At 71.3% G+C, this 25,294-nt stretch carries 21 protein-coding genes and 1 tRNA gene; 9 read left to right on the top strand and 13 right to left on the bottom strand.

Going from position 1 to position 25,294, the window contains the following annotated elements; translation table 11 throughout:
- Positions 1 to 5 precede the first annotated feature (5 nt).
- On the bottom strand, positions 6 to 794 hold the full coding sequence (locus tag O7634_RS09540) for a DUF3662 and FHA domain-containing protein (protein ID WP_007454122.1): 789 nt from the start codon (positions 792 to 794) through the stop codon (positions 6 to 8).
- 207 nt (positions 795 to 1,001) lie between these two features.
- On the opposite strand from O7634_RS09540, the gene O7634_RS09535 reads away from it, so the two are divergent.
- The 3 genes from O7634_RS09535 (at position 1,002) to O7634_RS09525 (ending at position 3,069) form a co-directional block, all read left to right on the top strand.
- A tRNA-Leu gene (locus O7634_RS09535) sits at positions 1,002 to 1,087 on the top strand.
- A gap of 63 nt (positions 1,088 to 1,150) precedes the next feature.
- Complete coding sequence (locus O7634_RS09530; protein ID WP_278149770.1) at positions 1,151 to 2,266, top strand: NAD-dependent epimerase/dehydratase family protein; 1,116 nt, start codon at positions 1,151 to 1,153, stop codon at positions 2,264 to 2,266.
- Positions 2,263 to 3,069: a WecB/TagA/CpsF family glycosyltransferase gene (locus O7634_RS09525; RefSeq protein WP_278149769.1), complete on the top strand. Its 807-nt coding sequence runs from the start codon at positions 2,263 to 2,265 to the stop codon at positions 3,067 to 3,069. The genes O7634_RS09530 and O7634_RS09525 overlap by 4 nt, the downstream gene beginning before the upstream one ends.
- Before the next feature lie 68 nt (positions 3,070 to 3,137).
- On the opposite strand, the gene O7634_RS09520 is transcribed toward O7634_RS09525, so the two are convergent.
- On the bottom strand, positions 3,138 to 4,697 hold the full coding sequence (locus tag O7634_RS09520) for a S8 family serine peptidase (RefSeq protein WP_278149768.1): 1,560 nt from the start codon (positions 4,695 to 4,697) through the stop codon (positions 3,138 to 3,140).
- Positions 4,698 to 4,913: 216 nt separating this feature from the next.
- Between O7634_RS09520 and O7634_RS09515 the strand changes: the two genes are divergently transcribed.
- The gene (locus O7634_RS09515; RefSeq protein WP_278149767.1) at positions 4,914 to 5,516 is read left to right on the top strand and encodes a hypothetical protein; all 603 of its coding nucleotides are present in this window, start codon (positions 4,914 to 4,916) and stop codon (positions 5,514 to 5,516) included.
- Here the strand turns inward: O7634_RS09515 and O7634_RS09510 are convergent.
- The 3 genes from O7634_RS09510 to O7634_RS09500 form a co-directional block, all read right to left on the bottom strand.
- Complete coding sequence (locus tag O7634_RS09510; protein ID WP_278149766.1) at positions 5,481 to 5,882, bottom strand: hypothetical protein; 402 nt, start codon at positions 5,880 to 5,882, stop codon at positions 5,481 to 5,483. The genes O7634_RS09515 and O7634_RS09510 overlap by 36 nt on opposite strands.
- A gap of 201 nt (positions 5,883 to 6,083) precedes the next feature.
- Positions 6,084 to 6,305: a DUF397 domain-containing protein gene (locus O7634_RS09505; RefSeq protein WP_278149765.1), complete on the bottom strand. Its 222-nt coding sequence runs from the start codon at positions 6,303 to 6,305 to the stop codon at positions 6,084 to 6,086.
- A complete protein-coding gene (locus O7634_RS09500; RefSeq protein ID WP_088986987.1) occupies positions 6,275 to 7,156 on the bottom strand; it encodes a helix-turn-helix transcriptional regulator in 882 nt (293 codons plus the stop codon). Before O7634_RS09500 ends, O7634_RS09505 begins: the two co-directional genes overlap by 31 nt.
- A 625-nt stretch (positions 7,157 to 7,781) precedes the next feature.
- Between O7634_RS09500 and O7634_RS09495 the strand changes: the two genes are divergently transcribed.
- A complete protein-coding gene (locus O7634_RS09495) occupies positions 7,782 to 8,066 on the top strand; it encodes a hypothetical protein (RefSeq protein ID WP_278149764.1) in 285 nt (94 codons plus the stop codon).
- Between the two features lie 98 nt (positions 8,067 to 8,164).
- On the top strand, positions 8,165 to 8,611 hold the full coding sequence (locus O7634_RS09490; RefSeq protein ID WP_278149763.1) for a hypothetical protein: 447 nt from the start codon (positions 8,165 to 8,167) through the stop codon (positions 8,609 to 8,611).
- Positions 8,612 to 8,617: 6 nt separating this feature from the next.
- On the opposite strand, the gene O7634_RS09485 is transcribed toward O7634_RS09490, so the two are convergent.
- Positions 8,618 to 9,481 carry a PASTA domain-containing protein gene (locus tag O7634_RS09485; RefSeq protein WP_278149762.1) on the bottom strand — a complete coding sequence of 288 codons (864 nt, stop codon included), beginning with the start codon at positions 9,479 to 9,481 and terminating at the stop codon, positions 8,618 to 8,620.
- A 132-nt stretch (positions 9,482 to 9,613) separates the two neighbouring features.
- Positions 9,614 to 10,312 carry a PASTA domain-containing protein gene (locus O7634_RS09480; RefSeq protein WP_278149761.1) on the bottom strand — a complete coding sequence of 233 codons (699 nt, stop codon included), beginning with the start codon at positions 10,310 to 10,312 and terminating at the stop codon, positions 9,614 to 9,616.
- A 122-nt stretch (positions 10,313 to 10,434) separates the two neighbouring features.
- Between O7634_RS09480 and O7634_RS09475 the strand changes: the two genes are divergently transcribed.
- A complete protein-coding gene (locus O7634_RS09475) occupies positions 10,435 to 11,892 on the top strand; it encodes a hypothetical protein (protein WP_278149760.1) in 1,458 nt (485 codons plus the stop codon).
- Between the two features lie 201 nt (positions 11,893 to 12,093).
- Here the strand turns inward: O7634_RS09475 and O7634_RS09470 are convergent, their stop codons facing one another.
- The gene (locus tag O7634_RS09470; RefSeq protein ID WP_278149759.1) at positions 12,094 to 13,572 is read right to left on the bottom strand and encodes a glutamate--cysteine ligase; all 1,479 of its coding nucleotides are present in this window, start codon (positions 13,570 to 13,572) and stop codon (positions 12,094 to 12,096) included.
- Positions 13,573 to 13,850: 278 nt separating this feature from the next.
- Positions 13,851 to 14,432: a YceI family protein gene (locus tag O7634_RS09465; protein ID WP_278149758.1), complete on the bottom strand. Its 582-nt coding sequence runs from the start codon at positions 14,430 to 14,432 to the stop codon at positions 13,851 to 13,853.
- Positions 14,433 to 14,532: 100 nt separating this feature from the next.
- On the opposite strand from O7634_RS09465, the gene O7634_RS09460 reads away from it, so the two are divergent.
- On the top strand, positions 14,533 to 15,051 hold the full coding sequence (locus tag O7634_RS09460; RefSeq protein ID WP_278149757.1) for a MarR family transcriptional regulator: 519 nt from the start codon (positions 14,533 to 14,535) through the stop codon (positions 15,049 to 15,051).
- Positions 15,052 to 15,286: 235 nt separating this feature from the next.
- Here the strand turns inward: O7634_RS09460 and O7634_RS09455 are convergent, their stop codons facing one another.
- The 4 genes from O7634_RS09455 to O7634_RS09440 all read right to left on the bottom strand — a co-directional run bounded on the left by O7634_RS09455 (position 15,287) and on the right by O7634_RS09440 (position 21,765).
- Positions 15,287 to 17,923, bottom strand: a complete 2,637-nt coding sequence (locus tag O7634_RS09455; RefSeq protein WP_278149756.1) for a helix-turn-helix domain-containing protein — start codon at positions 17,921 to 17,923, stop codon at positions 15,287 to 15,289.
- 133 nt (positions 17,924 to 18,056) lie between these two features.
- Entirely contained in the window at positions 18,057 to 19,205 is a 1,149-nt protein-coding gene (locus tag O7634_RS09450) for an acyl-CoA dehydrogenase family protein (protein WP_278149755.1), read from the bottom strand.
- A gap of 78 nt (positions 19,206 to 19,283) precedes the next feature.
- Complete coding sequence (locus O7634_RS09445) at positions 19,284 to 20,816, bottom strand: acyl-CoA carboxylase subunit beta (RefSeq protein ID WP_278149754.1); 1,533 nt, start codon at positions 20,814 to 20,816, stop codon at positions 19,284 to 19,286.
- A gap of 142 nt (positions 20,817 to 20,958) precedes the next feature.
- Entirely contained in the window at positions 20,959 to 21,765 is an 807-nt protein-coding gene (locus O7634_RS09440; RefSeq protein ID WP_278149753.1) for a basic amino acid ABC transporter substrate-binding protein, read from the bottom strand.
- 463 nt (positions 21,766 to 22,228) lie between these two features.
- Here O7634_RS09440 and O7634_RS09435 point away from each other — a divergent pair, with 463 nt between their 5' ends.
- Complete coding sequence (locus O7634_RS09435) at positions 22,229 to 25,276, top strand: amino acid adenylation domain-containing protein (protein WP_278149752.1); 3,048 nt, start codon at positions 22,229 to 22,231, stop codon at positions 25,274 to 25,276.
- Positions 25,277 to 25,294 lie beyond the last annotated feature (18 nt).

The raw sequence follows: 25,294 nt of genomic DNA, 5'->3' as shown, positions 1-25,294 counted from the left end.
GCGGGTCAGCCGTCCACGCGGAAGGTCAGCGTCGTCGTGCCGAGCTGAACCATGTCACCGGGGTTGAGCGCGACGGCGGAGACCCGCTGCCCGTTCACCATGGTGCCGTTGGTCGAGCCCAGATCGGTCAGCACGACCTGCCCACCGTCGAAATCCAGCCGGGCGTGTCGTCGGGAGATGCCGACGTCGGGCAGGCGCAGGTTGGCCTGGTCGCCGCGACCGATCACCGTCGACCCCATCTGGAGGGGATAGGTGCGGCCGTCGCCGGACACCAGTCGCACGTTGCGACCGCCACCGTGCCCGGGGGGCGGACCGTAGCCGCCACCCTGGTCGTACGCGGGGTAGGCGGGCGGACCGGCGTCGTAGCCGGGCGCCGACACCGGGGCGACCTCGCCACCGGTGTAGACCTCGGCCGTGACACGGAACATGCCCGTGTCCAGGCCCTCGCCTCGCTCGATCTCGACGATCACGTCGCCGTAGACCGTCCACGCCTGCTCGCCGATGAACTCCGCCTGCGACTGGGCCAACTCCTGGGCCAGCGCGGCGGCGTACGGCGCCAGCCGACTGTGGTCGAACGGCGAGAGATCGATCACGTAGCGGTTGGGCACCAACGTGCGCCCACCGGCCAGGATCGCCTTGTGCGCCTCGGCCTCCCGCTGCATGGCGTTGAGGATCTCCACGGGGTGGACCACCCCTTTGAAGACCTTGGCGAAGGCCCCTTCGACCAGGCCTTCCAGACGCTTCTCGAAGCGTTGCAGCACGCTCACCGGCTCCTCCTCGGGTCCCGAGGACATGATGGTATCCGGCCGGCGCGCGCGCAGCTCACACGCCGCTCGGCCGCCTGCTCTCGACCCGTTCGGAAGGGCCGGCACTCTCGTGCTAATCTTTCGTCCACCACGAACGGTAACCGCTCGTGGCGAGCGTCGGGAACAGCGTAGTATTCCCGAGGCCCGCCGGAGACGGCGGGATCGGGGCGGCTACAGTGTTCCGGGTTGTGCCACGGGGATGTGGCGGAATGGCAGACGCGCACGGTTCAGGTCCGTGTGCCCGAAAGGGCGTGGGGGTTCAACTCCCCCCATCCCCACCACCGGTAAGGGCTCCGCGCAAGCGGGGCCCTTCCGTCATATTGGGGCGTGCCGGACGTCACGCTATGCTCCGATGGATTCTGCCTCCGATGGACCAGGAGTGGCGTGTGAGTGTCGCGTTGGTGACAGGGTCGGGCGGTCTGATCGGCTCCGAGGCGGTCCGGCACTTCGCCGGCCTCGGTCTGGACGTCGTCGGCATCGACAACGACATGCGCCGGTACTTCTTCGGCGAGGACGGCTCCACCTCGTGGAGCCTGGAACAGCTCGGCCGTGACCTGGGTAACGCGTACACCCACTTCGCGGTGGACATCCGGGACCGGGACGGCCTGGAGCAGGTGTTCAAGAAGTACGGCTCGGACATCGCCGTGGTGATCCACAGCGCCGCCCAGCCCAGCCACGACTGGGCCGCGAAGGAGCCGTACACGGACTTCGACGTGAACGCCGGCGGCACGCTCAACATGCTGGAGAACACCCGCCGGCACGCGATCGACGCGGCGTTCATCCACTGCTCGACGAACAAGGTCTACGGCGACCGGCCCAACAGCCTGCCGCTGCTCGAGCTGGAGACCCGGTACGAGCTGCCCGAGGACCACAGGTGGTACGAGGGCATCACCGAGGAGATGTCGATCGACCACTCGCTGCACTCGGTCTTCGGCGCCTCCAAGGTCGCGGCGGACGTCATGGTCCAGGAGTACGGCCGCTACTTCGACATGAAGACCGCCTGCTTCCGCGGTGGCACGCTGACCGGCCCGGCGCACTCGGCGGCCGAGTTGCACGGGTTCCTGGCCTACCTGATGCGCTGCGTGATGGAGGGCCGGACGTACAACCTGTTCGGCTACAAGGGCAAGATGGTCCGCGACGCGATCCACTCGCACGACGTGCTGACCGCGTTCGAGGCGTTCTTCCGGGCGCCGCGATCCGCCGAGGTCTACAACCTCGGCGGCGGCCGGCACTCGAACACCTCGCACATCGAGGCGTTCGCGATCGCCCAGGAGATCACCGGCCGCGAGGCACGGATCAACTACGTCGAGCAGAACCGCACCGGCGACCACCAGTGGTACGTCAGCAGCATGTCCCGGTTCGAGGCGCAGTACCCGGACTGGAAGATCACGTACGACGTGCCGATGATCCTGCGGGAGATCTACGAGGCCAACGTGGACAAGTGGGTGGCCAAGGCATGAGCACGCGAACCAAGCGCAACGTGCTCGGCGTCCTCGTCGACGCCACCGACTACGCCGCTGCCACCGACGCGGTGGTGACCGCGGCACACGAGCGGCGCCCCCTCGCGCTCACCGCGTTGGCGGTGCACGGCGTGATGACCGGCGTGCTGGACCCGGCGCACAACGCGCGCCTCAACTCCTTCGACGTGGTCACGCCGGACGGGCAGCCGGTGCGCTGGGCGCTCAACCTGCTGCACCGCGCGGGGCTCACCGACCGGGTCTACGGGCCGACGCTGACCCTGCACGTGCTCTCGCGTTTCGCCGACGAGGGCCTGCCGGTCTACCTGTACGGCTCGACCGAGGAGACCCTCGCCCGGCTGATCCCGGCCCTGGAGCGGATGTTCCCGGCGCTGAAGATCGCCGGAGTGGAGCCGTCGAAGTTCCGCGCGGTCCAGCCGGGCGAGGACGCCGAGATCGCCGACCGGATCCGGTCCAGCGGCGCCCGGCTCGTCCTGGTCGGGCTCGGCTGCCCGCGCCAGGAGGTCTTCACGTACGCCATGCGCCCGTTGCTCGACATGCCGATGATGGCGGTCGGCGCCGCGTTCGACTACCACGCGGGACTGCTGCGTCAGCCGCCGCCGTGGATGCAGCGCGCCGGCCTGGAGTGGTTCTGGCGTCTCGGTCTGGAGCCGAAGCGGCTCTGGCGTCGCTACGTCATCCTCAACCCGGCCTACCTGGCCCGGCTCGCCGCGCAGAAGGTCGGACTGTGGAAGGCCCGACCGCCGGCCCCGGCCACCGAGCGGCCGGCGACCTTCGCGGTCTGACCCGATCCACACGACACGAGGCCCCACCCGGCGTGCCCGGGGTGGGGCCTCGTGCGTGGCAGGACCGGTCAGACGGTCAGGGTCCAGGTGTTGATGTAGCCGACGTCGGCCGAGTAGGTGTCGCGCACCTGCAGCCGCCAGGTGCCGTCGGCGGCCTCACCGGACACGTTCACCGTGTACGTGGCGTTCACGTTGTCGGCGCTGTCCGAGGTGCTGCTGTTCTTCAGCCGGTACGAGCTGCCGTCCGGGGCGAGCAGGTCGATGACCAGGTCACCTCGGTAGGTGTGCACGATGTTCACCGCCACCGTGGACGCCGAGGAGGCGTTGCGGCCACAGCCGGAGATGGTGATCGAACTGGTCACCGCCGAGCCGGCGTCCGGGATCGACACGTCGGTGCCGTTGGTGCCGGTGCAGCCGGTGGGCGGCGGCGGGGTGGTGCCGCCGCTGCCGACGTAGAGCAGCAGGTTCGGTGAGCCCGAGCCGACGTTGCTGATCACGTTGGGCGTGGCGTTGGACACCAACTGGTTGCGCACCTGCGTCGGGGTCCAGCTCGGGTTGGCGCTGGCCACCAGGGCCGCCGCCCCGACCACGTGCGGCGTGGCCATCGACGTGCCGCTGATCGTGTTCGTCGCGGTGTTGCTCGTGTACCAGGCCGAGGTGATCGACGAGCCGGGCGCGAAGAGGTCCAGGCAGGTGCCGATGTTGGAGAACGACGAGCGGGCGTCCGAACTGGTCGTCGAGCCCACCGTGATCGCCTCGGTGACCCGGGCCGGTGAGGTGTTGCACGCGTTCGCGCCGGTATCGTTGCCGGCCGCCAGGCCGTACGTCACACCCGAGGCGACCGAGTTGCGGACCGCGTTGTCCAGCGAGGTGTTCGCCCCGCCGCCGAGGCTCATGTTGGCCACCGCGGGCTTGATGGCGTTCTGGGTGACCCAGTCGACACCGGCGATGACGCCGGCGGTGGTGCCGCTGCCGGAGCAGTTCAGCACGCGTACGCCGACGAGCTGGACGGCCTTCGCCACCCCGTACGCGGAGCCACCGACGGTGCCGGCGACGTGCGTGCCGTGCCCGTTGCAGTCGTCGGCCGACCCGCCGTCCACCGCGTCGTAGCCCGAGGTGGCCCGGCCGCCGAAGTCGCTGTGCGAGAACCGGATGCCGGTGTCGATGATGTAGGCGTGCACGTTGCTCGCCGTGTTCGGGTAGGTGTAGGAGCTGTCCAGCGGCAGGTTGCGCTGGTCGATCCGGTCCAGACCCCAGGAGGGCGGGTTGGTCTGCGTCCCGGAGATCGACACGGTGTGGTTCTGCTCGACGTACGCCACCGCCGGGTCGGCCGCGATCCGCGCCGCCGCGCTCGCGTTGACGGTGACCTCGAAGCCGCGCAGCGCCGCGCCGTAGGTGCGGGCGACCGCGCCGCCGTGGCGGCCGGAGAGCCGCTTGGCGGTGTCGGCGACCTTGTCCCGGGCCACCGCGCCGTCCTTCAGCACGACGATGTAGCTGTCCGGTACGGCGGTGGCACCGCCGGCAGCCCGAACCACACCCACGGGTTCGGCGGCCAGGGCCGGGGTGCCGACGGCGAGCACCGTCGCCGTGGCCACCCCGATCAGTACGGACCTTCGTGGAAGACCCATCTCCTACCTCCCTCTGACCGGCGGCGGAACGTGACACCGGCCCTGAAAATCAATCGACGTGCGCCGATCAAGCTGAGGGTAGAGCAGCCCTCAGCCGATGAAACATGTCGAAACGGCCATACTTTTGGGTGATGACCCCCTACGGGCCCGGGGTCCGGGGCGAACGGGGGACGGGCCCGGATTCGCCGCACCGCGATTCGGGAAAGACTCTCGAACATGGAGAGTCAGCTCACCATCCTGCTCCCGGTCGCCGCCGTCTGGTTGGCCGCCGGCGTCGTTGCCGACGGCCTCCCCCGCCTCCAGAACACCAGCGTGCTGCGCCGGCGTACCGGATGGTTGTTGGTGCTGACCCTCACCGGCGTCGGGCTCACCGCGGCCGTGCTGGGCGGTGGGCTGCTGAGCGCGGGCACCGCGCCGGTCGACCAGGCCGCCGCCGGGCTCACCGTGGCCTTCGGGCCGGCGCTGGTGGCGGCGATCTCCTCGGTACGGCGGATCCGCCGGCTCTGGGCCGGCGCGGGCGCGTTCGCCAGCGCCCCCGCGACCCCCGCGCCGCACGGGCTCCGTGCCGCCGCCGCCCACCCGCTGATCGGGCTGCCACTACAGGTGACCGCGCTTGCCACGGTCCCGGCCGTCATCGCGGCGGCCGGCGCCGACCTCGGCGCCGACCCCGGCGTCACCGGGCCGGCGATCACCATCGGCGCGCTCGCGGTGGCCGTCATCGGGGTCCGCCACGCGCTCCGGCACAGCCGCCTCGCCGAGCGGGCGCAACCCGCCGCGGCGCCGTCAGCGCGGGCGGCTGGCGGCGCCCTGCACGTATAGCAACTCCAGGATCGCCCTGGTCGCCTCGAACCAGCGGTCCAGCCAGTCCTGCGACGGCAGGCTGCCCTTCGGCGGCAACTCCATCAGCAGCCCTCGCAACAACGGGTGGTCCGCGAACGACTCGGCGGGCTCCATCGGCCACCCGGACGGCGGGAACGACGGCTCGATGAGCGGGTTCGGGTCCAGCGAGGGCAGCGAGAGCGGCGGGTCGGTCGCCTCGGAGACGCCCTCCCGCCCACTCGACTCCTCGTCGCTCGACACCACCTCGGTCAGCACGGTGTCCCGACGGGCGCCGCGGTACTTGCCACCGAACCGCTCCGGCTTGGCCGGGCCGTTGGTGAGGTTTTCTGAGCCGATCGTCGTCATCCGTCTCGCCTACTCGCTCGGTTGCGGGTCCATGCGGCGGGTCGTCGACCAGCGCCGTACCGACCGGTTCAACGACGACGGGTGCGCTCTGGCGACGGGATTCCCGACGGAACATCGGCGGGCCGCCGTCCGCCACGCACCCTCGTACACGGACGAGTCCCCGTCCGGTGGAACCGGACGGGGACTCGTTCGTTGGGTTGGTCAGGCCGCGCCGAACGCGCCGCCCCGGGTTCCGGCGACGAAGGCGTGCCAGTCACCCGGCGCGAAGACCAGGGCCGGGCCGGCCTTGTCCTTCGAGTCCCGCACTCCGACCGCCCCCGTCACGTACGCCACCTCCACGCAGTTGTCGCAGTTCGGTCCGCTCTTCGAGCTCTTGAACCAGGCTGCCTGCGTCAGGTCCACGGGGAACCCCTTGGTCGCCATTTCCACAACGGCTCCTCTGCCAGTTTTGCGATGTGTGCGACGGACTCCTCGGGACGTATGGCCGCAGCGCGGATGTGATCGAAGATGAAGCTGTACTTCTGTAGCTCGTCGCTCTTCTCCAGGAAGAGCCCACCCGTGGCGTTCTCCGCGTACACAACATCCGGATCACCGGGCTCAGGGAAGCTGAGGATCGTGAACGTGCCATCCATGCCGGCATGCGCACCCACCTCGAAGGGCAGGATCTGCAGCGTCACGTTCGGCAACTCGGCCACCTCGACCAACCGCCTGAGTTGGCCGCGCATCACCTCGTCCCCGCCCACCGGCCGACTCACCACCGCCTCATCGAGCACCACCCACAGATCGACCGGATCGTCCTGGGTCAATAACGACTGACGACCCAAACGGACACGCACCCTCTGGTGCACCTGATCGGCGGTGAAATCCGGCCGGGCGGCGCGGATCATGGCACCGGCGTACTCCTCGGTCTCCAGAAGGCCCGGAACGACCTGCTGTTCGTACGCCCGGATGGAGCTCGCCGCCGCCTCCAGCCCGACGTACGCGCCGACGAGCACCGTGCTGTACGGATGCCACCAGCCCTTCTGGCGGGCCTCCCGGGCAATCTGGACGAGCTCGTCGCTCTCGGCACCGACCACGCCGTAGATCCGCAGCATGTCCCGGACGTCGCGAGGCGTGGCCGTGGTGTGCCCGGTCTCGATGCGGGAGACCTTCGACGCCGAACACTCCAACTGTTCGGCGACCACCTCGATGGTGATCCCGGCGGACTCCCGCTGCCGACGCAGCTCGGCGCCGAGCCGCCGCCGTCTGATGGTGGGGCTGCGCCGCTCACTCATGGCGCAACCCGTCCGTCGCTGGTCCTCGCCGCTGGCTGCTCGACCCCACTCGGGCTACCTCCGGTCACGCGCCACTGGGCGGCACCCGCCGGGGGCGCGACCGTCGGCCGGCGAGCGTTCGCGACGAAGGGAGTGGTGCCGGTCCTCGGCCGGCCGCGACGGGCGAAACCGGATCTCAGTGTGCCGTCCGTAACCGGACGGCATCAATAGCCCTTTCGCGCAACACGCTCACGTATTGGCAAAACTCGACGTGCAACTTGCATGAAGCACGTCGCTGATGCACTCTGTCCGTATGGCACGGATCACTCAGCGTCCCGGTCTGATCTCTCGGAGTGGTGACCCCACCGAGCCGAGGACGCCAGGCGCGACACGGTTCCGGCCGACGACAACGAGACGTGCTCCGGGATAAAGACCCCACCGCTGCAAGCCGCAGGCTGCGGCGGCGGGCGCGGTCCCGGAAGCAACCGGGTGGTGGTCGGGTGGCGGCACGCCACCAGCGGAGTACGGCCCGACCACCGCCATCCCGCACCACCGGTCCACGAGGCACGACCCCGTCACCGGCCGAGACGTCCCCCGTTCAGGCACCTCCGGCGCAACCGCCGGCCGATCCTCCCCAGGAGCCCATGTGCTTCCCCGCACCGGTGACGTACTGCACGTGACTCGCGCGGCGAGTGTCCAGTTCCTCAGGCCGTTCAAGTTCCGGGTGATCCGGGTGCTCGACTGGCCCACCTACGACGGCTGGCTCTGGCTCGACGGCTACGAGTTGAACGCCGCGGGCGACGCGGTCACCCGACGGTCGATCTTCGTCCAGCGGGAGGGCCTGCAACGGTTGCAGGCCGCCCCCGAGCCCCGCCCGCACACCGTGCGGGCCCGCCGACCGGTCGCCCGCACCCCACTCCGGGTGGGTTGACCGGCCCCAATCCGCCGCCGGTGGGCGTGCCGTCGCCATAGAATCGGTACGCCCACCCCGGCACGTTCCACCCGCTCGTCCAGGACCCTGACCCTGGGATGGTCATGGTCAATCAGCCCGCCCTGCGGCGGCACCACCGCTCCCGTATCGCCTACGCCTTCGGACTCCTCGCCCTCCTCGGGGCGATGGCGGCACTCCTGGTCCTCGTCCGCGACCCGGCGATGTCGTCCACCCGGCTGACAGTGCCGGTGCCCGCACCGGAGATCACCGTCATCGACTCCTATCCGCCGACGGGCGACGACTCGTCGTCCTGGATCGGCGCGGACGACCCCGCTGACCACGCCGGAGCCGCCGGACCGACCGGCCCGGTCGCCGGCCTCGGGGCGGGTGGCGAGTCCAGCGGCCAGCCGGAGATCACCGAAGCTGGTCCGACCGGACACAGCGCCACCGACGTCCGGCGCTCCCTGTTCTGGTCGGGGATCTTCGGCCTCGCCATCTCGCTGGCCGGTCTCGGCCTGGTCGGCACCCGCCGTCGGATGTGGTGACAGCGATCAGGGCGTGCTCGTCACGGTGGGGCTCGGGGTCCTCGGGCTCGCCTCGGTCGACGGCAGGGCCGCCGAGATGATCAACAACACCTCGTCGTCGGTCGCCACCGGTGTGCCGGCCCCCGGCTCGGTGCCGACCACGGTCCCCGGTGGCAGCTCCGACGTCCGGTAGACCACCCGGTGCGTCAGGCCGAGCCGGTCCAGCAAGCCCTCCGCGGTGGCTTGCGGCAGACCGACAAGCGGTGGCACCGGCACGTCGAGCGGCGCGGCGCTGGTCGCCGGGCTGCTCGGCGTCTCGCTGGTCGGCGCCGCCGAACTCGGGGACGCGCTGGTCGGTGTCGCACTGCTGGGCGACGCCGACGGAACCGAGGGAGTGCTCCCCGGGTCGTCCGTGTCGTCGTCCCGTCCGGCCAGCGCGAACCAGAGCGCGCCACCGAGCAGACCGGCGAGCAACAGCGCGAGTACGCCCCAGAGGATCGGCAACCACCACCGGCGGCCCTGCTCCTCGACGTACCACTCACCAGCGGGGTCGGTCGGAGCAGGCGACCGCACCTCGGCCCGTCCGGACCACGCGGGCGGTATCTGGGCCGTCCGGTCCGCCGGTGCGGCCGGGCGGGTGCCGGCCCGACGATCGATCGGCACGGTCTGGTCCGCTTCGGCCGGGGCGGCGCGGTCGATCGGCGCCGTCGCGTCCGGACCGGCGGCAGGCCGGACCGCCGGCGACCCGGGCCCGGTTCCCGGCGACTCGGGCCGGGCCGGCGGCTCGGGCCCGGTTCCCGGCGACTCGGGCCGGGCCGCGGCGGGTGGCAGGGGGCGGGTCCGGTCGTCGTCGTGCTCGTCGGCGGAAGGTTCCTGGCGGTCGTCGCTCATGGCACGTCCCTTCCCGGACCCGACGGGCGTCACGGCCCTCGACCGCGAGGTTAGTCGCCCACACCGCCATCGGCCGGGATCAGCGTGCCGGGCGGCGGGCCGCCAGCACGGCGAGGCGGATGTACGACCGGATCAGACTGTGGGTTTCACGGTCGGCTGCTCGGCGGAGCCCGCGCCACACCAGATGCTCACCTGGTCGTTCCACCGGGCCGGACCGTCCTCCGCCGGCTCCTGTCGGCTGACCTTCCCGCTGCGTCCGGTGACGTAGCGCGGGTACAGGCCCTCCTCAACCAGCTCGTCCGCGGCGTCGGCGCAGTCCGCGCCGATCAGGTCCGGCACCTCGGCGGCGGGCGCCGGCCCGGCGACCTGGAGCTGCACCGTCGTACCCCGGGTGATCTCGGCGCCCACGGCCGGCGTGCTGCTCTGCACTGTACGACCGGAACCGCCGCCGAACACCAACCGCCAACCGAGCCGCCGCTCGCGCAGCATGTCCCGGGCCTGCTCGAAGTCGGTGCCGACCACCGGCGGAACGGTCAGACCCGTCCCCTTCGTGGCGGTGGCGGAGGTACGGACCGCCGTCGGCGTGGCGCGGCCGGTACTCGGCCGGGACGCCGTCGCCCGTTCGCTGGGTGGGGCGGTCGTGGTCGCTACCGCCAGCGGATTCTCGTCAGGCGCGTCGTCCTCGCCGGCCAGCAGCCAGCCGCCGGTCGCGCCGATCGCGGCCAGCAGCACCGCCGCCAACCCACCACCGAGCACGATGCTGGCCCGACCCGGACCGGCACCGTCCCGACCGCCAACGGCCTCCTGCCGGCCCGTGTTCGTGTCAGTCATAACGCCCACCGCCTCATCACCGGCGACCGTACCGCCCGCCGCCCAATCCGCCGCACCGGCCGTCCACACCGGCGGGTCGTCGCCACTCGCCGCGCCGACCACGGGACGTTACGCTGCCCGGCATGGCCAGACAGGGCTGGGGAGTGTCGATCGCGACCGCGATCGGGATCGCTGCCGGCGCGGGTGCCGCGCAGCTGGGCTTCGGGTACGGGCTGGGCGTCATCACCTGGACGCCCACCGAGGCCGGAGCGACCGACACGGCCTGGGCGGACGGCCTCGCCTGGGCCACCTGGCTCGCCGCCAGCTCGACGGTCCTCGGCGCGGTCTGCGCGCAGCGACTCCAGCAACGCAGTGCCCCGGCGACAACCGACGCCGCCCATCCGGGCGGCCCGGCTGCGCGCCGCGCCCACCCCTCGACCGGCGACGGCGGTCTGCTGCGGCGAATCGCTCTCGCCCTCGGCGCCGGAATCGGCGGGCTGGTCACGGTGCTGCTGATCGCCGTACCCGCACGGGTGGCCACCGGCGCTGACACCGGCGCCCCGCAACGGACGGCAGCCGTACAGGCTACGGCGGGCATCCTGCTCGGCGTCCTCGTCGCGCTCTGGGCGCTCCGGTCACGGGCCGCCGCAACGAACGTGACGGCGACGGCCGCCTGGCTGTGGCTGCTCGCGGTGGTCTCGGTGATCGACGGGGTACGCGTCGGACGCGGCCTGACCGGCGCCCAGCTCGGCACCTGGCAGCTCGACCCGGACCACTCCCGGTACTGGATCGGGGGCCAGCTCTACTGGCCCGGCGCGCTGCTGGCGCTGGTGCCCGCGCTGCTGATCGGCCTGCTGGCCGCTCGCCGGGCCGCCCGGTCCGACGGGCACCGCGTCGGCGCGGCGGCCTCGGGCGGGGCCGGTCCGGCGCTCGTCGCGCTCGCCTACCTGACCACCCTGCCGCACTGGTCGACGCTGGGTCCCGCGCAACTGTCCACCCAACTGATCGCCCCGTACGCGATGATCGCCGGCATCGGCGGCTCGGTGCTGGCCGCCGTCCTCGCCGAGCGAGCCGGGCGGCACCGCGGCGGTGCGGCGGCCGCGCGGAGTGGGATCGAGCCAGCGGCGGTCGTCCCGGGGCCGACCGCTGTGCCGCACCCGACGACGGACCCGGACCCTGCTGTCGCGGCTGCCGTCGACCCTGCCGATGACGCCGACCCGGCGCGGCCGGCAGCCGCCTCGTCAACGAACGGCCCGCCGGCCGGCGCTCCCTCGGTCGGCGCTCCCTCGGTCGGCAGCTCGTCGGTCGGCAGCTCCTCGGCCGGCAGCTCCTCGGCCGGTGGCTCCTCGGCCAGTGACTCCTCGGCCGGTGTTCCCGCGGTCGGCGCTCCGACGGCCGGCGGTCCACCCTCCGGCGGTACCTCGGTCAGCGCACGCGGCCGGCGCGGCAGGTCCGATGCCACACCGCCGGAGGCCACCGACACGCCCCGGGTACCCGCCCCCCGCACGGACCCCGACCACCCGTCCCCAACCCCGTCAGCGGAGGCCGCTACCCCAGCCCCCCGCCGCAGCCGCGCCAACCGCCGCACCGCCCCAAACTGACCCCACCCCCACCCCCACCCCCACCCGGCCTCCCCTGGCCTCCCCCTGGCCTCCCCCCTCTCCCCTCTCCCCGGTTGATCATGAAGTTATGGCCAGTTCGCGCGGCGAGTCGTGGCCATAACTTCATGATCAACCGGGGAGAGGAGGGTGAGGGGAGAGGAGGGAGGGTGGGAGGGGGAGGGCGGGGGGCTTGGCGAGGGGTTAGGGGACTGGCCAGGTGTGGACTGGTTCGTTTGTGCGTTGTAGCTCGGCGTAGCGCTGGACCATGTGGTGCAGCGCGGCCTGGCGGTCCATGCCGTGGTGGTGTTCGGCGGCCCAGACCGTCTCGGTCTGCCAGACCGCGCCGTTGCGGCCGGTACGGCAGCGCTGCTCGATGATGCCGAGCAGCCGGTCCCGCTGCGCCGCGGCGACACCGAACCCGTCCAGGCCGGCCGCGGCGGTGGGCAGCAGTTGATCCATCACCAGCTTGGTGACCGGTACGTCGCCGAGTCCGGGCCAGTGCAGCACGGCGTTGAGGCCACGTCGGGCGGCGGCGTGGAAGTTCTCCTCGGCGGAGCTGAAGGTGAGCTGGCTCCAGATGGGACGGTCGGCTTCGGCCAGGCCGCGTACCAGCCCGAAATAGAGGGCGGCGTTGGCCAGCATGTCCACCACGGTGGGGCCGGCGGGCAGCACCCGGTTCTCCACACGCAGGTGGGGGCGGCTGTTCATGATGTCGTAGACCGGGCGGTTCCACCGGTAGACGGTGCCGTTGTGCAGCCGCAACTCGCCGAGCTTCGGCACACCGCCGGCGTGCAGCACCTCCACCGGGTCCTCGTCCTCGCAGATCGGGAGCAGCGGCGGAAAATACCGGACGTTCTCCTCGAACAGGTCGAAGATCGAGGTGATCCACCGCTCACCGAACCACACCCGTGGCCGTACCCCCTGGGCCTTGAGTTCGTCGGGACGGGTGTCGGTGGCCTGCTGGAACAGGGCGATCCGCGTCTCGGCCCAGAGTTGGCGGCCGTACAGGAAGGGGCTGTTCGCGCCGACCGCCACCTGTACGCCGGCGACGGCCTGGGAGGCGTTCCAGTAGTCGGCGAAGCTGTCCGGGGCCACCTGGAGGTGGAACTGGAGGCTGGTGCAGGCGGCCTCGGGCGCGATCGAGTCGGTGTGCGCGCGCAACTGCTCGACGCCGCGGATGTCCAGCTCGATGTCCTCACCACGGGCGCCGACGATCTGGTCGTTGAGCACCCGGTAGCGCTCGTTGGTGGAGAGGTTGTCCTCGACCAGGTGCCCCTCGGTGAGGGTGGGCAGGATGCCGACCAGAACGATCTTCGCGTCGGACCGGGCCGCGCGCTCGTCGGCGCGGGTGAGGCTGCTGCGCAGGTCGTGCTCGTAGTCGGCGAAGCCGGCACCCTCGATCAGCCGGGGCTCGGCGTTGAGTTCCAGGTTGAACTGCCCCAGCTCGGTCTGGAAGAGCGGGTCGGCGATGTCGGCGAGGATCTCCTCGTTGCGCATCGCCGGCTGGGCAGCCGAGTCGACCAGGTTGAGTTCGATCTCCAGACCGGTCATCGGCCGATCGGCGTCGAAACCGAAGTCGTCGAGCATCAGGGCGAAGACGTCCAGGCACCGCCGCACCTTCTGGCGATAGCGGGCCCGATCGTCCCGGGTGAAGGCGCCTTCTGCGACGTCCCTGCCCATTGTGTCCTCCCGACGGCCGGCGCGGTCGGGATCCTGCCGTCCCGGAAAGCGCATTGTGCAGCATCAACGGTAAGAGCGCCCACCGGACCGGGGCCAGAGGGCACAGCGGGGATCCGACATCGGCCGAAGCGGCGGCGCTCGTGGTGCCACTTGTACCCAGCGGCCGGCCTGGTGGACTCGACGAGGCTGCGAACAAGTCGTGACAATTACCACGAGGTCCGCCTGGAAAAGACGCAGGGCCCGCGCCGGGTTCGGCGCGGGCCCTGGGTACGCGACGGTCAGGCCTGGCGGAGGGCCTCGCCCTCGATCTCGATCTTGATCTTGCGGCTGACCAGCACGCCGCCGGTCTCCAGCGCGACGTTCCAGGTCAGGCCGAACTCCTCGCGGTCGATCTCGGTGCTCGCGGAGAAGCCGAAGATGTCCTGGCCGAACGGGCTGCGCCCGACGCCCTCGAACTCGACCTCCAGCTCGACGGGCCGGGTGACGTCGCGGATGGTCAGGTCACCGGTCAGCACGAACTCGCTGCCACTGTGGGACTTGACCCCGGTGCTGCGAAACTCGAGCGTCGGGAACTTCTCCGCGTCCAGGAACTCGGGGCTGCGCAGGTGCGCGTCCCGGTCGGCCTGGGTGGTGTCGATGCTGGCGGCCTGGATGGTGGCGACGACCGAGGACTGCAGCGGGTCCTCGGCGACGGTGATCGTGGCGGTCGCCTCGTTGAACTCACCGCGAACCTTGCTGACCATCATGTGCCGGGCGACGAAGCCAACCCGCTTGTGCGCCGCGTCGAGCACGTAGGTGCCGGCCGCCGGGATGGTAAGGCCGTCCCAGTCGCGGGTAACCGCATCGGTGCTGCTGGTCATGCTGCTGTCCTCCAGGAAGGTTGATTAGTGGCCCAACGACTGCTGAAGCAAATATAACTTCAACAACATTCCCCGTGTCAAGTACTGGTAGGATGAACGAGTGACCAACGTCTTCGACGATCCCCGGATCACCGCCGTCGGCCTGCTCTTCGAGGCCCACGCCGGGCTGTCGGCCCGGTTCACCGCCCAACTCGAGGAGCACGGCCTCTCCGCGGTCGAGTTCGAGGTCATCACCCGACTGGCCCGCTCGCCGGGCAACCAACTACGCATGACCGACCTCGCCGCCCAGACCTCCCTGTCGACGAGCGGAGTGACGAGGGTGGTGGACCGGATGGAACGCGACGGCCTGCTCACCCGGCGGGCCTGTCCGAACGACAGGCGCAGCTCCTACGCGGTCGTCACCGCGGCCGGGATGCAGCGCCTGAACGAGACGCTGCCCGGTCACCTCCAGATCATCGAGCAGTGGTTCACCGGCCAGCTCAGCCCCGACGCGCTGGCGGCGCTCCTGGACGGGCTGCGCCGGGTCCGCGACGCCGCGCACCCGTGCGCCACCGCCGGCAGCGACGACGTCAGTCCGGAGCAGTTGGCCGCCACCACCGATGGCGCCACCCGGGCCTGAGAGCCGGATGTCGACGGACGGCGGCACCGGCAGAAAGACCGGCAGAACTGGGCCGGCCAAGCCGGAGAATTCGACCTAAGCCGACTTTCCGCCACTGGCGCGGTGGCAGGCTTCGAGCACCGGGGATCACCGGGGGGTGACGGCGCGGGCGATCAGCGAGGGGTAGCACCAAGGGGGCTCTTCGCCCGCGCCACTCTCCCGGCCCGAGCGGTTCCCGTCCCGTCGGCGTGCTCGCCTACTGGACCGCCGGCCCGCCCCGAGCGGCGATCAACGCGTAGAGCAACCCGGACTCCTGCGGCAACAGCCGGATGCCGTTCGCCTGGCAGACCCGTTCCAGCCGATCGAGCACCGCCAGATCCGCGGTGCTCGCTGCCAGTCCCACCAGCGCCTCCACCGCGTCGCGGCGCTCCTGACCCGCGTCGTCGGCCGCGGCGGCGAACCACTCGGCGGCCAACTCCCGATCACCCCGGTGCAGCGCCAGGTTGCCCTCGATCAACGCGCAGAGCCCCGCCTCGGGTCCTCCCCAGGTCAGGCTCGCGTCGTCCGACCGGGGTCGCGGCACCGCCCTACCCATGGGTACGGCAGCCGCCGAACCTGCCCGCAACTCGGCCAGCACCTCGGTCGCCTCGGCCACCCGCCCGTCCTGGGCGAGCGCCAAACCGACGGTGCCGAGCACCCGACGGCGGCGCCCGGGATCACCCAGCTCCGTCAACGCGGCGATCGCGCCGCGCCCCTGGTCGATGGCGTCCGCGTACCGGCCCTCCAGGCGGGCGACCTCGGCCCGGTTGGCCCAGCCCAACACCCGCAGTCGCTGTTCCCCGCTCTCGGCGGCGAGTCGGTCCACGGCGGCCAGTCGGCGGCGGGCCGCGGCCAGGTCACCTGATCGGATCTCGTGCCAGGCGAGGCTGTTCTGGGCCACCGCGAGATCCCGCGTACGACCGTTACGGGCGGCCAACCGCAGCACCGCCTCGGCCTGCTCGCGCGCCTCGTCCTGCCGCCCCACGGAGACGAGCAACGTGTCGAGCACGTTGCGCGCCTCCAACTCCCCGGTGATGTCGCCGAGCTGCCGGAAGATGTCCAACGCCGATCGCGCCGTCGACAACTCCTCGGCGCCGGCACCGTGCTCGGCCGCCAACCGGGCCACCCCGAGACTCGCCCAGGCACGCAGGAGGGGATCGGCGTCGGCGGTACGCGGGTCGGCCAACAGCCGCCGGAGCCACTGCCGCCCGACGACGTCGCGCCCGCGCAACCGCCACCAACGCGTGAGGCACGCCGCCAGCCGGAGCGCGGTCAGCGGGTCGTCGCCGACCGCGTGTGCCAGCGACGAGCTGATGTCACTGGTCATCTCGTCCAGCCGGTGCACCGCGTCGGGCAACCGTGGACCGACCAGGTCGGTGGCGGTCCGTGCCACCAGACGCGCGATCACCTCGGCGTGCCGACGCCGGATGCCGGGCAGCTCGCCGGCGCCGGCCGCCTGCTCGACGGCGTAGTCCCGTACCGCGTCGAGCAGCCGGAACCGGAACGCTCCGGCCCCGCGTACGCTCAGCAGCCCCAGCTCGACGAACCGGTCCAGCAGCGGGACCGGATCGATCGCCACGGTGCCGTCCGGGTCGCCCTCGTCGGCGAGCATCTCCTCGGCCAACTCCACGGACCAGCGGTTGCCGAACACGGCGAGTTGGCGCAGCGCGGCCCGCTCGTTCGGCGCCAGCAGCCGGTAGCTGAAGGCGACAGCGTCCCGGAGGGTGACCGCCACCGTCCCGTCCGCGCGGTGATTCTCCGGTACGTCCCAGCCGGGATGCGCCGACATCTCCTTCGTGGCGAGGTCGAGCACCCGGTCGCCGTACCTGTCGAGCAACTCGGTGAGGTCGAGGAGCCGACCCCGGGCGGCCATCAGCTCGATGGCCAGCGGCAGTCCACCCAACCGGCGCACCAGCGCGGCGAGCGCGGGCAGTTCGTCCGGGGTGGGCGGCTCGCGGCGCACCTGCGCGAGCCGGGCGGTGAACAACTCGACCGCCGGCGACGCCTCGTGCGCGGACGGCCCGTCGTGTTCGGCGTCCGGTGGTGGCACGTCGAGTGGCGTGACGGGCCAGACCCGCTCGCCCGAAAGCCCGACCGGGTGTCGCCCGGTCGCCAGCACCCGCAGCGCGGGCACCGCGCCGATCAGTTGGTGCAGGGTCGCGGCCACCGGACCCGGGGCACGCTCCACAGCGTCCATCACCAACAGCGCCGGCCGGCCGGCGAGCCGGGCGACGAGTTCCGGCAGCCGAGCCCCACCGAGGACGGACATCGAGGCGACGAGGACGTCCGGCCCGTCCGAGCCCTCACCGATCAGCACGCCGGCCACGCCGGCCGGGTAGGCGGAGGCGACCAGGTGCGCCACCGACGTCGCCAGGGCGGTCTTGCCGACTCCGGCCAGGCCGACAAGGCTCACCAGTCGGGGTCCGCGCTCCGCTGCCAGCATCCCGGTCAGCTCGGTGAGGTCACGCTCCCGGCCGATGAGCGCGACCGGCGGCGGCAGGGCCACCGGTGGACTGACCGGTACCGCCTCGGTGGTCTGGCTGCCACTTACCGCGAACGCCGTCGAGCCGGTCTCCGGCGAGCTGGACTCGGTGCCGGCGCCGCGGGCCGCGACGAGGAACGCCGCCCGGCTGACGCCGGTCAGCGCCAGCGCCCCGGCGAGCAGCTCGACGGTGGTGCGTTGTGGCCGGTTCGATCGGCCGCGCTCCAGGTCCCGTACGGTCCGTACGCCCACGCCGGCCCGAAAGGCCAGCTCGGCCTGGGTCAGGCCGGCGGCCCGTCGATGCCCGCGGAGCAGCTCCGGCAGTGTGGTACGACCAGCCGGGCTCCGCGACCGGTCGTGATCCGGAGTCATGGGCACGAAGAGTACGGATGGCCCCCGACCATCGGCAGTCGAACGTCGGGCTACTGACGTCCGCTCGCCGATATCCGACAGCCGTACGGTCAGCCCACCCGGTACGGCCGGTGGAGTGGCCGCGCTGAACCGGTCAGAGACCGAGATCGCGAGCGATGATCATCCGCTGCACCTCGCTGGTGCCCTCGCCGATCTCCAGGATCTTGGAGTCCCGCCAGAAGCGGGCCACCGGGTACTCGTTCATGAAGCCGTAGCCGCCGTGGATCTGGGTGGCCTCCCGGGCGTTGTCGACGGCGATCGTGCTGGCGTGCAGCTTGGCGATGGCCGCCTGCCGCTTGAACGGCTCACCGGCGAGCATCCGCGCGGCGGCGTCGTAGTAGGCCAACCGGGCGGTGTGCGCCTTCAACTCCATGTCCGCGATCTTGAACTGGATGGCCTGGTTCGCGCCGATCGGCTGCCCGAAGGCGTGCCGCTCCTTCGCGTACGTGATCGACTCGTCGACGCAGCCCTGCGCGAGCCCGACCGCCAACGCGGCGATGGCGATCCGGCCCTCGTCCAGGATGCGCAGGAACTGGGCGAAGCCCCGACCCCGTGCGCCCAGCAGGTTCGCGGCCGGCACCCGACAGTCGTCGAAGGTGAGCTCGTGGGTGTCCGAGGCGGTCCAGCCCACCTTGGAGTAGCCCGGCGCGACGGTGAACCCGGGAGTGCCGGTCGGCACGATGATCGTCGACAGCTCCTTGGAGCCGTCCGGGTTCGTGCCGGTGACCGCGGTGACGGTGACCATCGCCGTGATGTCGGTCCCCGAGTTCGTGATGAACGCCTTCGAGCCGTTGATCACCCACTCGTCGCCGTCCAGTACCGCCCGCGTCTGGGTGCCGGCGGCGTCCGAGCCGGTGCCGGGCTCGGTTAGCCCGAAGCCGGCGAGCGCCTCACCGCTGAGCAGCCGGGGCAACCAGGTCGCCTTCTGCTCCGCGGTGCCGAAGCGGTAGATCGGCATCGCGCCCAGCGAGACCGCCGCCTCCAGCGTGATGGCCACGCTGGAATCGACCCGGGCCAGCTCCTCCAGCGCCAGGCAGAGCGCGAAGTAGTCGCCGCCCATGCCGCCGTGCTCCTCGTCGAAGGGCAGGCCGAAAAGGCCCATCTTGCCCATCTGCCGGATCACCTCGTACGGGAAGGTGTGCTTCTCGTAGTGCTCGGCGATGACCGGGGCGACGACCTCGCGCGCGAATTCCCGCACACTCTCCCGCAGCGCCGCTTGTTCGTCGGTGAGCCGAAAGTCCATCTCATCCTCCTGTAAGGACGGTCCGCCCCGGGCGCTCGTGACGCCGGGACGGGGTCGCTGTGGGGCGGTGGTCGACTGTCAGACCGGGGTGACGCCGTGCCTGCGGCGGGAGAAGTGCCGGTCCTTCGTCCGCGCGGCCGCGAACCGCCGGACCAGTTCGGCGCGCAGGTCGTGCGGCTCGACGATGGCGTCCACGACCAGTTCGCTGGCGAGCCGGACGACGTCGATGTCCTGCTCGTACTCGGCGCGCTTGGCGGCGACGAAGGCGGCCCGCTCGTCCTCGTCCGGAATAGCGGCGATCTTGTTGGCGTAGACGGCGTTCACAGCGGCCTCGGCCCCCATCACCGCGATCTTCGCGGTCGGCAGCGCAATGGTGGCGTCCGGCTCGAACCCGGGGCCGGCCATCGCGTAGAGGCCCGCGCCGTACGCCTTGCGGACCACCACGCAGATCTTCGGCACCGTCGCCTCGGAGATCGCGGTGATCATCTTGGCGCCGTGCCGGATGATGCCCTGCTTCTCCACGGCGCTGCCCACCATGAACCCGGGCACGTCGCTGAGGAACAGCAGGGGCACGTTGAACGCGTCGCAGAGCTGCACGAAGCGGGTGGCCTTGTCGGCCGAGTCGACGAAGAGCACGCCGCCCTTGAACATCGAGTTGTTGCCGACCACGCCGACGACCTGCCCGTCCAGGCGGCCGAAGCCGATGGTCAGCTCCTTGGCCCAGAGGGCCTGGATCTCGAAGAAGGAACCCTCGTCGAGCAGGCCCCTGGCGTACCGCCGCATGTCGAACGCCTGCCGCTCGCTGGCCGGCACCAGCGCGGCCAGGTCGGCCTTCGCGGGCGCGGGGACGGCCGGCGCGGCCGGCGGCGTCTGGGTCCAGTTCGCCGGGAGGTACGACAGGTAGGTCTTCACCACGTCGAGCGCGTCGGCCTCGGTCTTGCAGAGGAAGTGCCCGACGCCGGACTCGGCGGTGTGCACCCTGGCCCCGCCCATCGCCTCCAGGGTGGTCTTCTCGCCGGTCACCATCTCGACCATGCGATCGGAGCCGAGATACATGCTCGCGTTGCCGTCGACGAGCGCCACCACGTCGCAGAACGCCGGAATGTACGCCCCACCGGCGGCGCTCGGGCCGAACAGCGCGCAGACCTGCGGGATCGAGCCGGAGGCGCGGACCTGGTTCCAGAAGATCTTGCCGGCGCCGCGGCGGCCGGGGAAGAGGTCGACCTGGTCGGTGATCCGGGCGCCGGCCGAGTCGACCAGGTAGACCATCGGCACGCCGGCGCCGTACGCCCGCTCGATGATCCGGATGATCTTCTCGACGGTGCGGGCGCCCCAGCTGCCGGCCTTGACCGTGGAGTCGTTGGCCATCAGGCAGACCTGCCGGCCGTCGATGGTGGCCGTGCCGGTGACCACGCCGTCGGCGGGCAACCCGTCGGCGAGCGCGTTGGCGTAGAGGCCGTCCTCGACGAACGAACCCTCGTCGACCAGGAGCGCGACCCGCTCCCGGGCGAAGAGCTTGCCCTTGGCCGCGTTGGCGGCGTGGTACTTGTCCGCGCCGCCGGACCGGGCCCGCTTGCGCAGCTGTTCCAGCGCCTCACCGTCGAGCGTCACGCCGACCCCCTACTGCCGCCACCCCGGCCGGCAGCCGCGCTGGGCACGCCGACCGACCTAAACGATCGTTAGGCTAACGTACCCGGGAAAGCCGCGACGGCCAACCGCCGCGCGCGGCGCGCGGACGGCGTGGCGGGACGGCTCAGGCGTTCGGCTTCCTGCCGATCCACTTCTCGTAGAGCGTGTCGTACGTGCCGTCCTGCTTCGCCCTGGTCAACTCCTCGTTGATCGTCCTGAGCAGCTCCGGGTTGCCGCCCTTCTTCACCGAGATGCCGTACTGCTCGCCGGTGTTGAACTCGGCCGCCACCTCGAAGCCGCCCGGGTTCTCCTTGATGTACTCGGCCCAGACCGGCAGGTCGTTGATGGCGGCCTCGATCTGCCCGGTGGCGAGCGCCTGCTGCTCGGCGGCGAGGTCCTCGAACTCGACGAGTTGGAGGCCCTTCTCCTTCTCGAACCCGCGGGCGTAGTCACGGCCCGTGGTCGCCGCCTGCACGCCCACCTTGCGGCCCCGCAGGTCGTCCAGCGACCGGTACGGCTTGCCGACCTTGACCAGCATCGCCTGGGTGGCATCGAAGTAGGGGACGGAGAAGTCCATCACCTTCTGCCGCTCCTCGGTGATCGTCATGCCCGCGGCGGCGGCGTCGCACTTGCCGGTGTTCAGGTCCTGACCGGACTTGATGCCCTCGAACGGCGTGTCGACGATCGCCTGCTTGACGCCCAACTTCTTGGCGACCAACTCCATCACGTCGACGTCGAACCCGACCACCTCGCCCCTGGCGTCCTTCGACTGGAACGGCGCGTACGGCAGGTGGGTGCAGACGGTGAGGGTGCCCGCCTTGATCAGTTTGACCCCGCTGCCCTGCACCTCGCCCTGATCCTTTTTGGCGCATCCGGCGCCGAGGGCGAGCGCGCCGACGCCAAGAAGAAGACCGACGATTCGAACCGGCATGTTGACAATCACATTCATACCCCTTCGTTTCCCCGAGGTATCGGGAGGACAGGGTGGCGGCAGTGGGACCGTACCTGATTCCGAGGATTGCGGACCAGATCCAAAAGCACTGACCGGCGGGTCCGCCCCGACAGTGGGATCGACACCACAAGATCGTTGGTCCCGAGGACTGAGAATCGTTGACAGCATTGGGTTTCCGCTGCTATCCGCGGAAACTGACGACCTGGCGACGGGCCGGTGCCGCACCAGCGACCAACCGGGGCAAATTCGACACTACCGATATCGACGCTTCGCCCTGTTCGGCGGTGGTAAATCACCACTATCGATGCATAGACAATTTCAAAACTTCGTAGTTACGATGCGTTGGAGTCAACGGGGACTATCAATCCTGCCTACGGTGTCGCCGCAACGGCATATTGTTTCAGCTCGGGAGAGGTGCCTCCGTGGTGTCCTCAGAAAAACCTTGACCATCGCGCGGACAGAGCGCCCCAGCCCCACCCAGCTCGGCGCTCTTCTCAACGGACCAGTCCGGCCACGTCCTATCCACCAGACGGTCGTCGACCTCATCGACGAGACGATCCGCCGGCACCCCGACGACACGGCGGTCATCCACCCCACCGGCACACTCACCTACCGGGACGTGGACCGGCTGGCCGACGCCGTCACAGCCGACCTGCTCGCCGTCGGCGCGCGGCAGGGTGATTTCGTCGCGCTCCTGCTCGACGACCGGGTCGGGCTCCTCGTCGCGATGCTCGGCACCATGCGGTCAGGCGCCGCGTTCGTGCCGTTCGACAAGACCTGGCCGACCCTCCGCCAGGTGCGGATGCTCGACGGGCTCCGCCCGGTGGCCGCCGTCGGGTCGACGCCACCGGACGGCGCGCCCGACCTGCCGGTGATCGACGTGCGGACGACGCCGACCACGCTCCGCCGCCGGGTGCCCACCACCGGTCGGGCCCGGCCGGACGACCCCATCTACGCGTTCTTCACCAGCGGCTCCACCGGGCTGCCCAAGTGCGCTGTCAACCTGCACCACGGCCTGGTCAACCGCTTCCTGTCGATGACCGAACGGTTCGCCGCCGACGGCGCCGTGGTCCTGCAGAACTCGGCGCACACCTTCGACTCGTCGATCTGGCAGCTGCTCTGGCCGCTGACCCGCGGCGGCACCGTGGTCATCCCGGACCGCACCGGGATCCTCGACTTCGACGCGACGCTGGCCCAGATCCACCGGCACGGCGTCACCATGACCGACTTCGTTCCCAGCATCTTCGACCTGCTCGTCGAACGCCTGGAGCACCGCCCACAGGACCGGCACCTGCTGGCGTCGATGCGTCAGGTCTTCATCGGCGGTGAGGCCGCCAAACCGCACACGGTGCAGGCCTTCCGGCGGATGTTCGCCGACATCCGCGTGACGAACACCTACGGCCCGACGGAGGCGTCGATCGGCTCGGTCTTCCACGCCGTGACCGACGACGACCGCCAGGTCATCCCACTCGGTCTGCCGCTGCCCAACACGTCGGTGCTCCTCCTCGACCAGCACGGTCTCCCGACCCCCCGGGGCGAGATCGGCGAGATCCATCTCGCCGGCGTCTGCCTCGGCGCCGGCTACCACGGCGACGTCCAGCGGACCCGGCAGGTCTTCGTCCCGAACCCGTACGACGAGGTCGCCGGCGACCTGCTCTACCGCACCGGGGACTTCGGCTGGGTACGCGAGGACGGCCTGCTCATGTTCAGCGGCCGCCGCGACGCGCAGGTCCAGATCGCCGGCATGCGCGTCGACCTGGGCGAGGTCGAGTGCGCGATCACCACGCTGCCCGGCGTACACCAGGTGAAGGTGATCGTCGACGACGCCGGCGCGTCGTCGACGATGGTCTGCTTCTACTCGGCCGACCGCCTGGTGACCGAGGACGCGCTGCGCGGGCACGTCCGGGCCGCGCTCCCCGCCGCGCTGGTGCCCGGCAGGTTCGTCCGCCTCGCCACCCTGCCGCTGCTCTCCAACGGCAAGGTCGACCAGGAACGCCTGCGCCGCCGGCTGGCCGGCACCGCGCCGAAGACCGCCGAGCCCGAGGCCGGCTACCCGGCGGACAGCGTCGAGGCGCGGATCGCCGAGATCTGGGCACGGGTGCTGGGCTTCAGCGCCAACGACGACGACTTCTACTGCCTGGGTGGCACCTCGCTCGGGGCGGCCCGACTCGCTGTCGAGTTCGAGCGCGCGTTCGGAATCCGACTGGACGTCCGCGACCTGATCCGTTCGGCGACCATCGCGGCGCAGGCCGAGCTGGTCCGGCGGGGCAGCCCGCTGCCCCCGCCCGCGGTGGCGCCCCACGAACTCGCCGACGACCTGCGCCTCGGCGAGCTGGGCCGGATGCGGGTCCGGCGGCCGGGCGACAGGGGATCGATACTGCTGGTCGGCGCGACCGGCTTCATCGGTTCGCACGTGCTGGCCGCGCTCTCGGCACACGGTGACCGGCCGATCGTCTGCCTGGTCCGCGCCACCGACGACGAGGCGGCCCGGCACCGGGTCGCGTCCGGGCTGGCGGCCGCCGGCTACCGACCGGCCGAACTGACCGGATGGTCGGCGCTCGCCGGTGACCTGGAGAAGCCCCACCTCGGGCTGGTGTCCGCGGACTGGCGGCGGCTCTGCCGACAGGTCGGCACCCTCGTCGACGCCGGCGGTCGGGTCGACACCCTGCGCGACTACGCCGACCTCCGCACCACCAACGTGCACGGCCTGCGCACCCTCATCCACCTCGCCGGCACCCACGTCCGCAAGCGGATCATCTCGCTGTCGACGACAACGGTGCGGCACGCCCCCGGCGCGCCCCTCGCCGAGTCGTTCCTGCCGCGCTGGTCCGCGCTGCCGCCCGACGGCTACAGCCAGTCCAAATGGGTCGGTGAGCAACTGCTGCGGACAGCCACCGAGCAGGGTGTGCCGTGCGCCGTCGTCCGGCTGGGAGAGGTCGCCGCCCACGCACGCACCGGGCACGCCAACCCGCGGTCCTCGGTGACCATGATGCTGCGGCTCTGCCTGCGGCTCGGCGTACGGCCACCGACCGGCCTGCACGTGGACTGGACCCCTGTCGACCTGGTCGCACGGGTGGTCGCCGCGCTCACCGACCCGGTGCCACCGGGCACCGTGCTGAACGTGGTGGCGCCGGGGTCGGTGCCGGTGTCCGATCTGCTGTCCCGGCTCCGCACCGATGCGGGCGCGCTGCCGGAAGTCCCGTACGACCGGTTCCTCGACCGGGCCGCCGACCTGGTCGGCGATGACGAGACAGCCCGCTGTCTCGCTGTTCTTCGGCCCCGCAGCGCCGCGGCGACCGACGCACTGACCGGGGTGTGCCACGACGCCCTGGTCGGCACCGACACGGTCCGCGCCGCCCGGCTGGCCCGGGACCTCGGCCTCGACTGGGCAACCCGTCGGGACGCGGAGATCGACACGATGATCGACCGTCTCACGAGGGCCCACCGGTCGGTGAACCGTCCGCACCTGTCCACCGCGACAGTCCAGTGAACCGCGACCTACCGGCCC

The sequence above is a fragment of the Micromonospora sp. WMMD1120 genome, assembly GCF_029626235.1.
GTDB lineage: Bacteria > Actinomycetota > Actinomycetes > Mycobacteriales > Micromonosporaceae > Micromonospora.
This window is presented reverse-complemented; position numbering and strand designations above follow the sequence as displayed.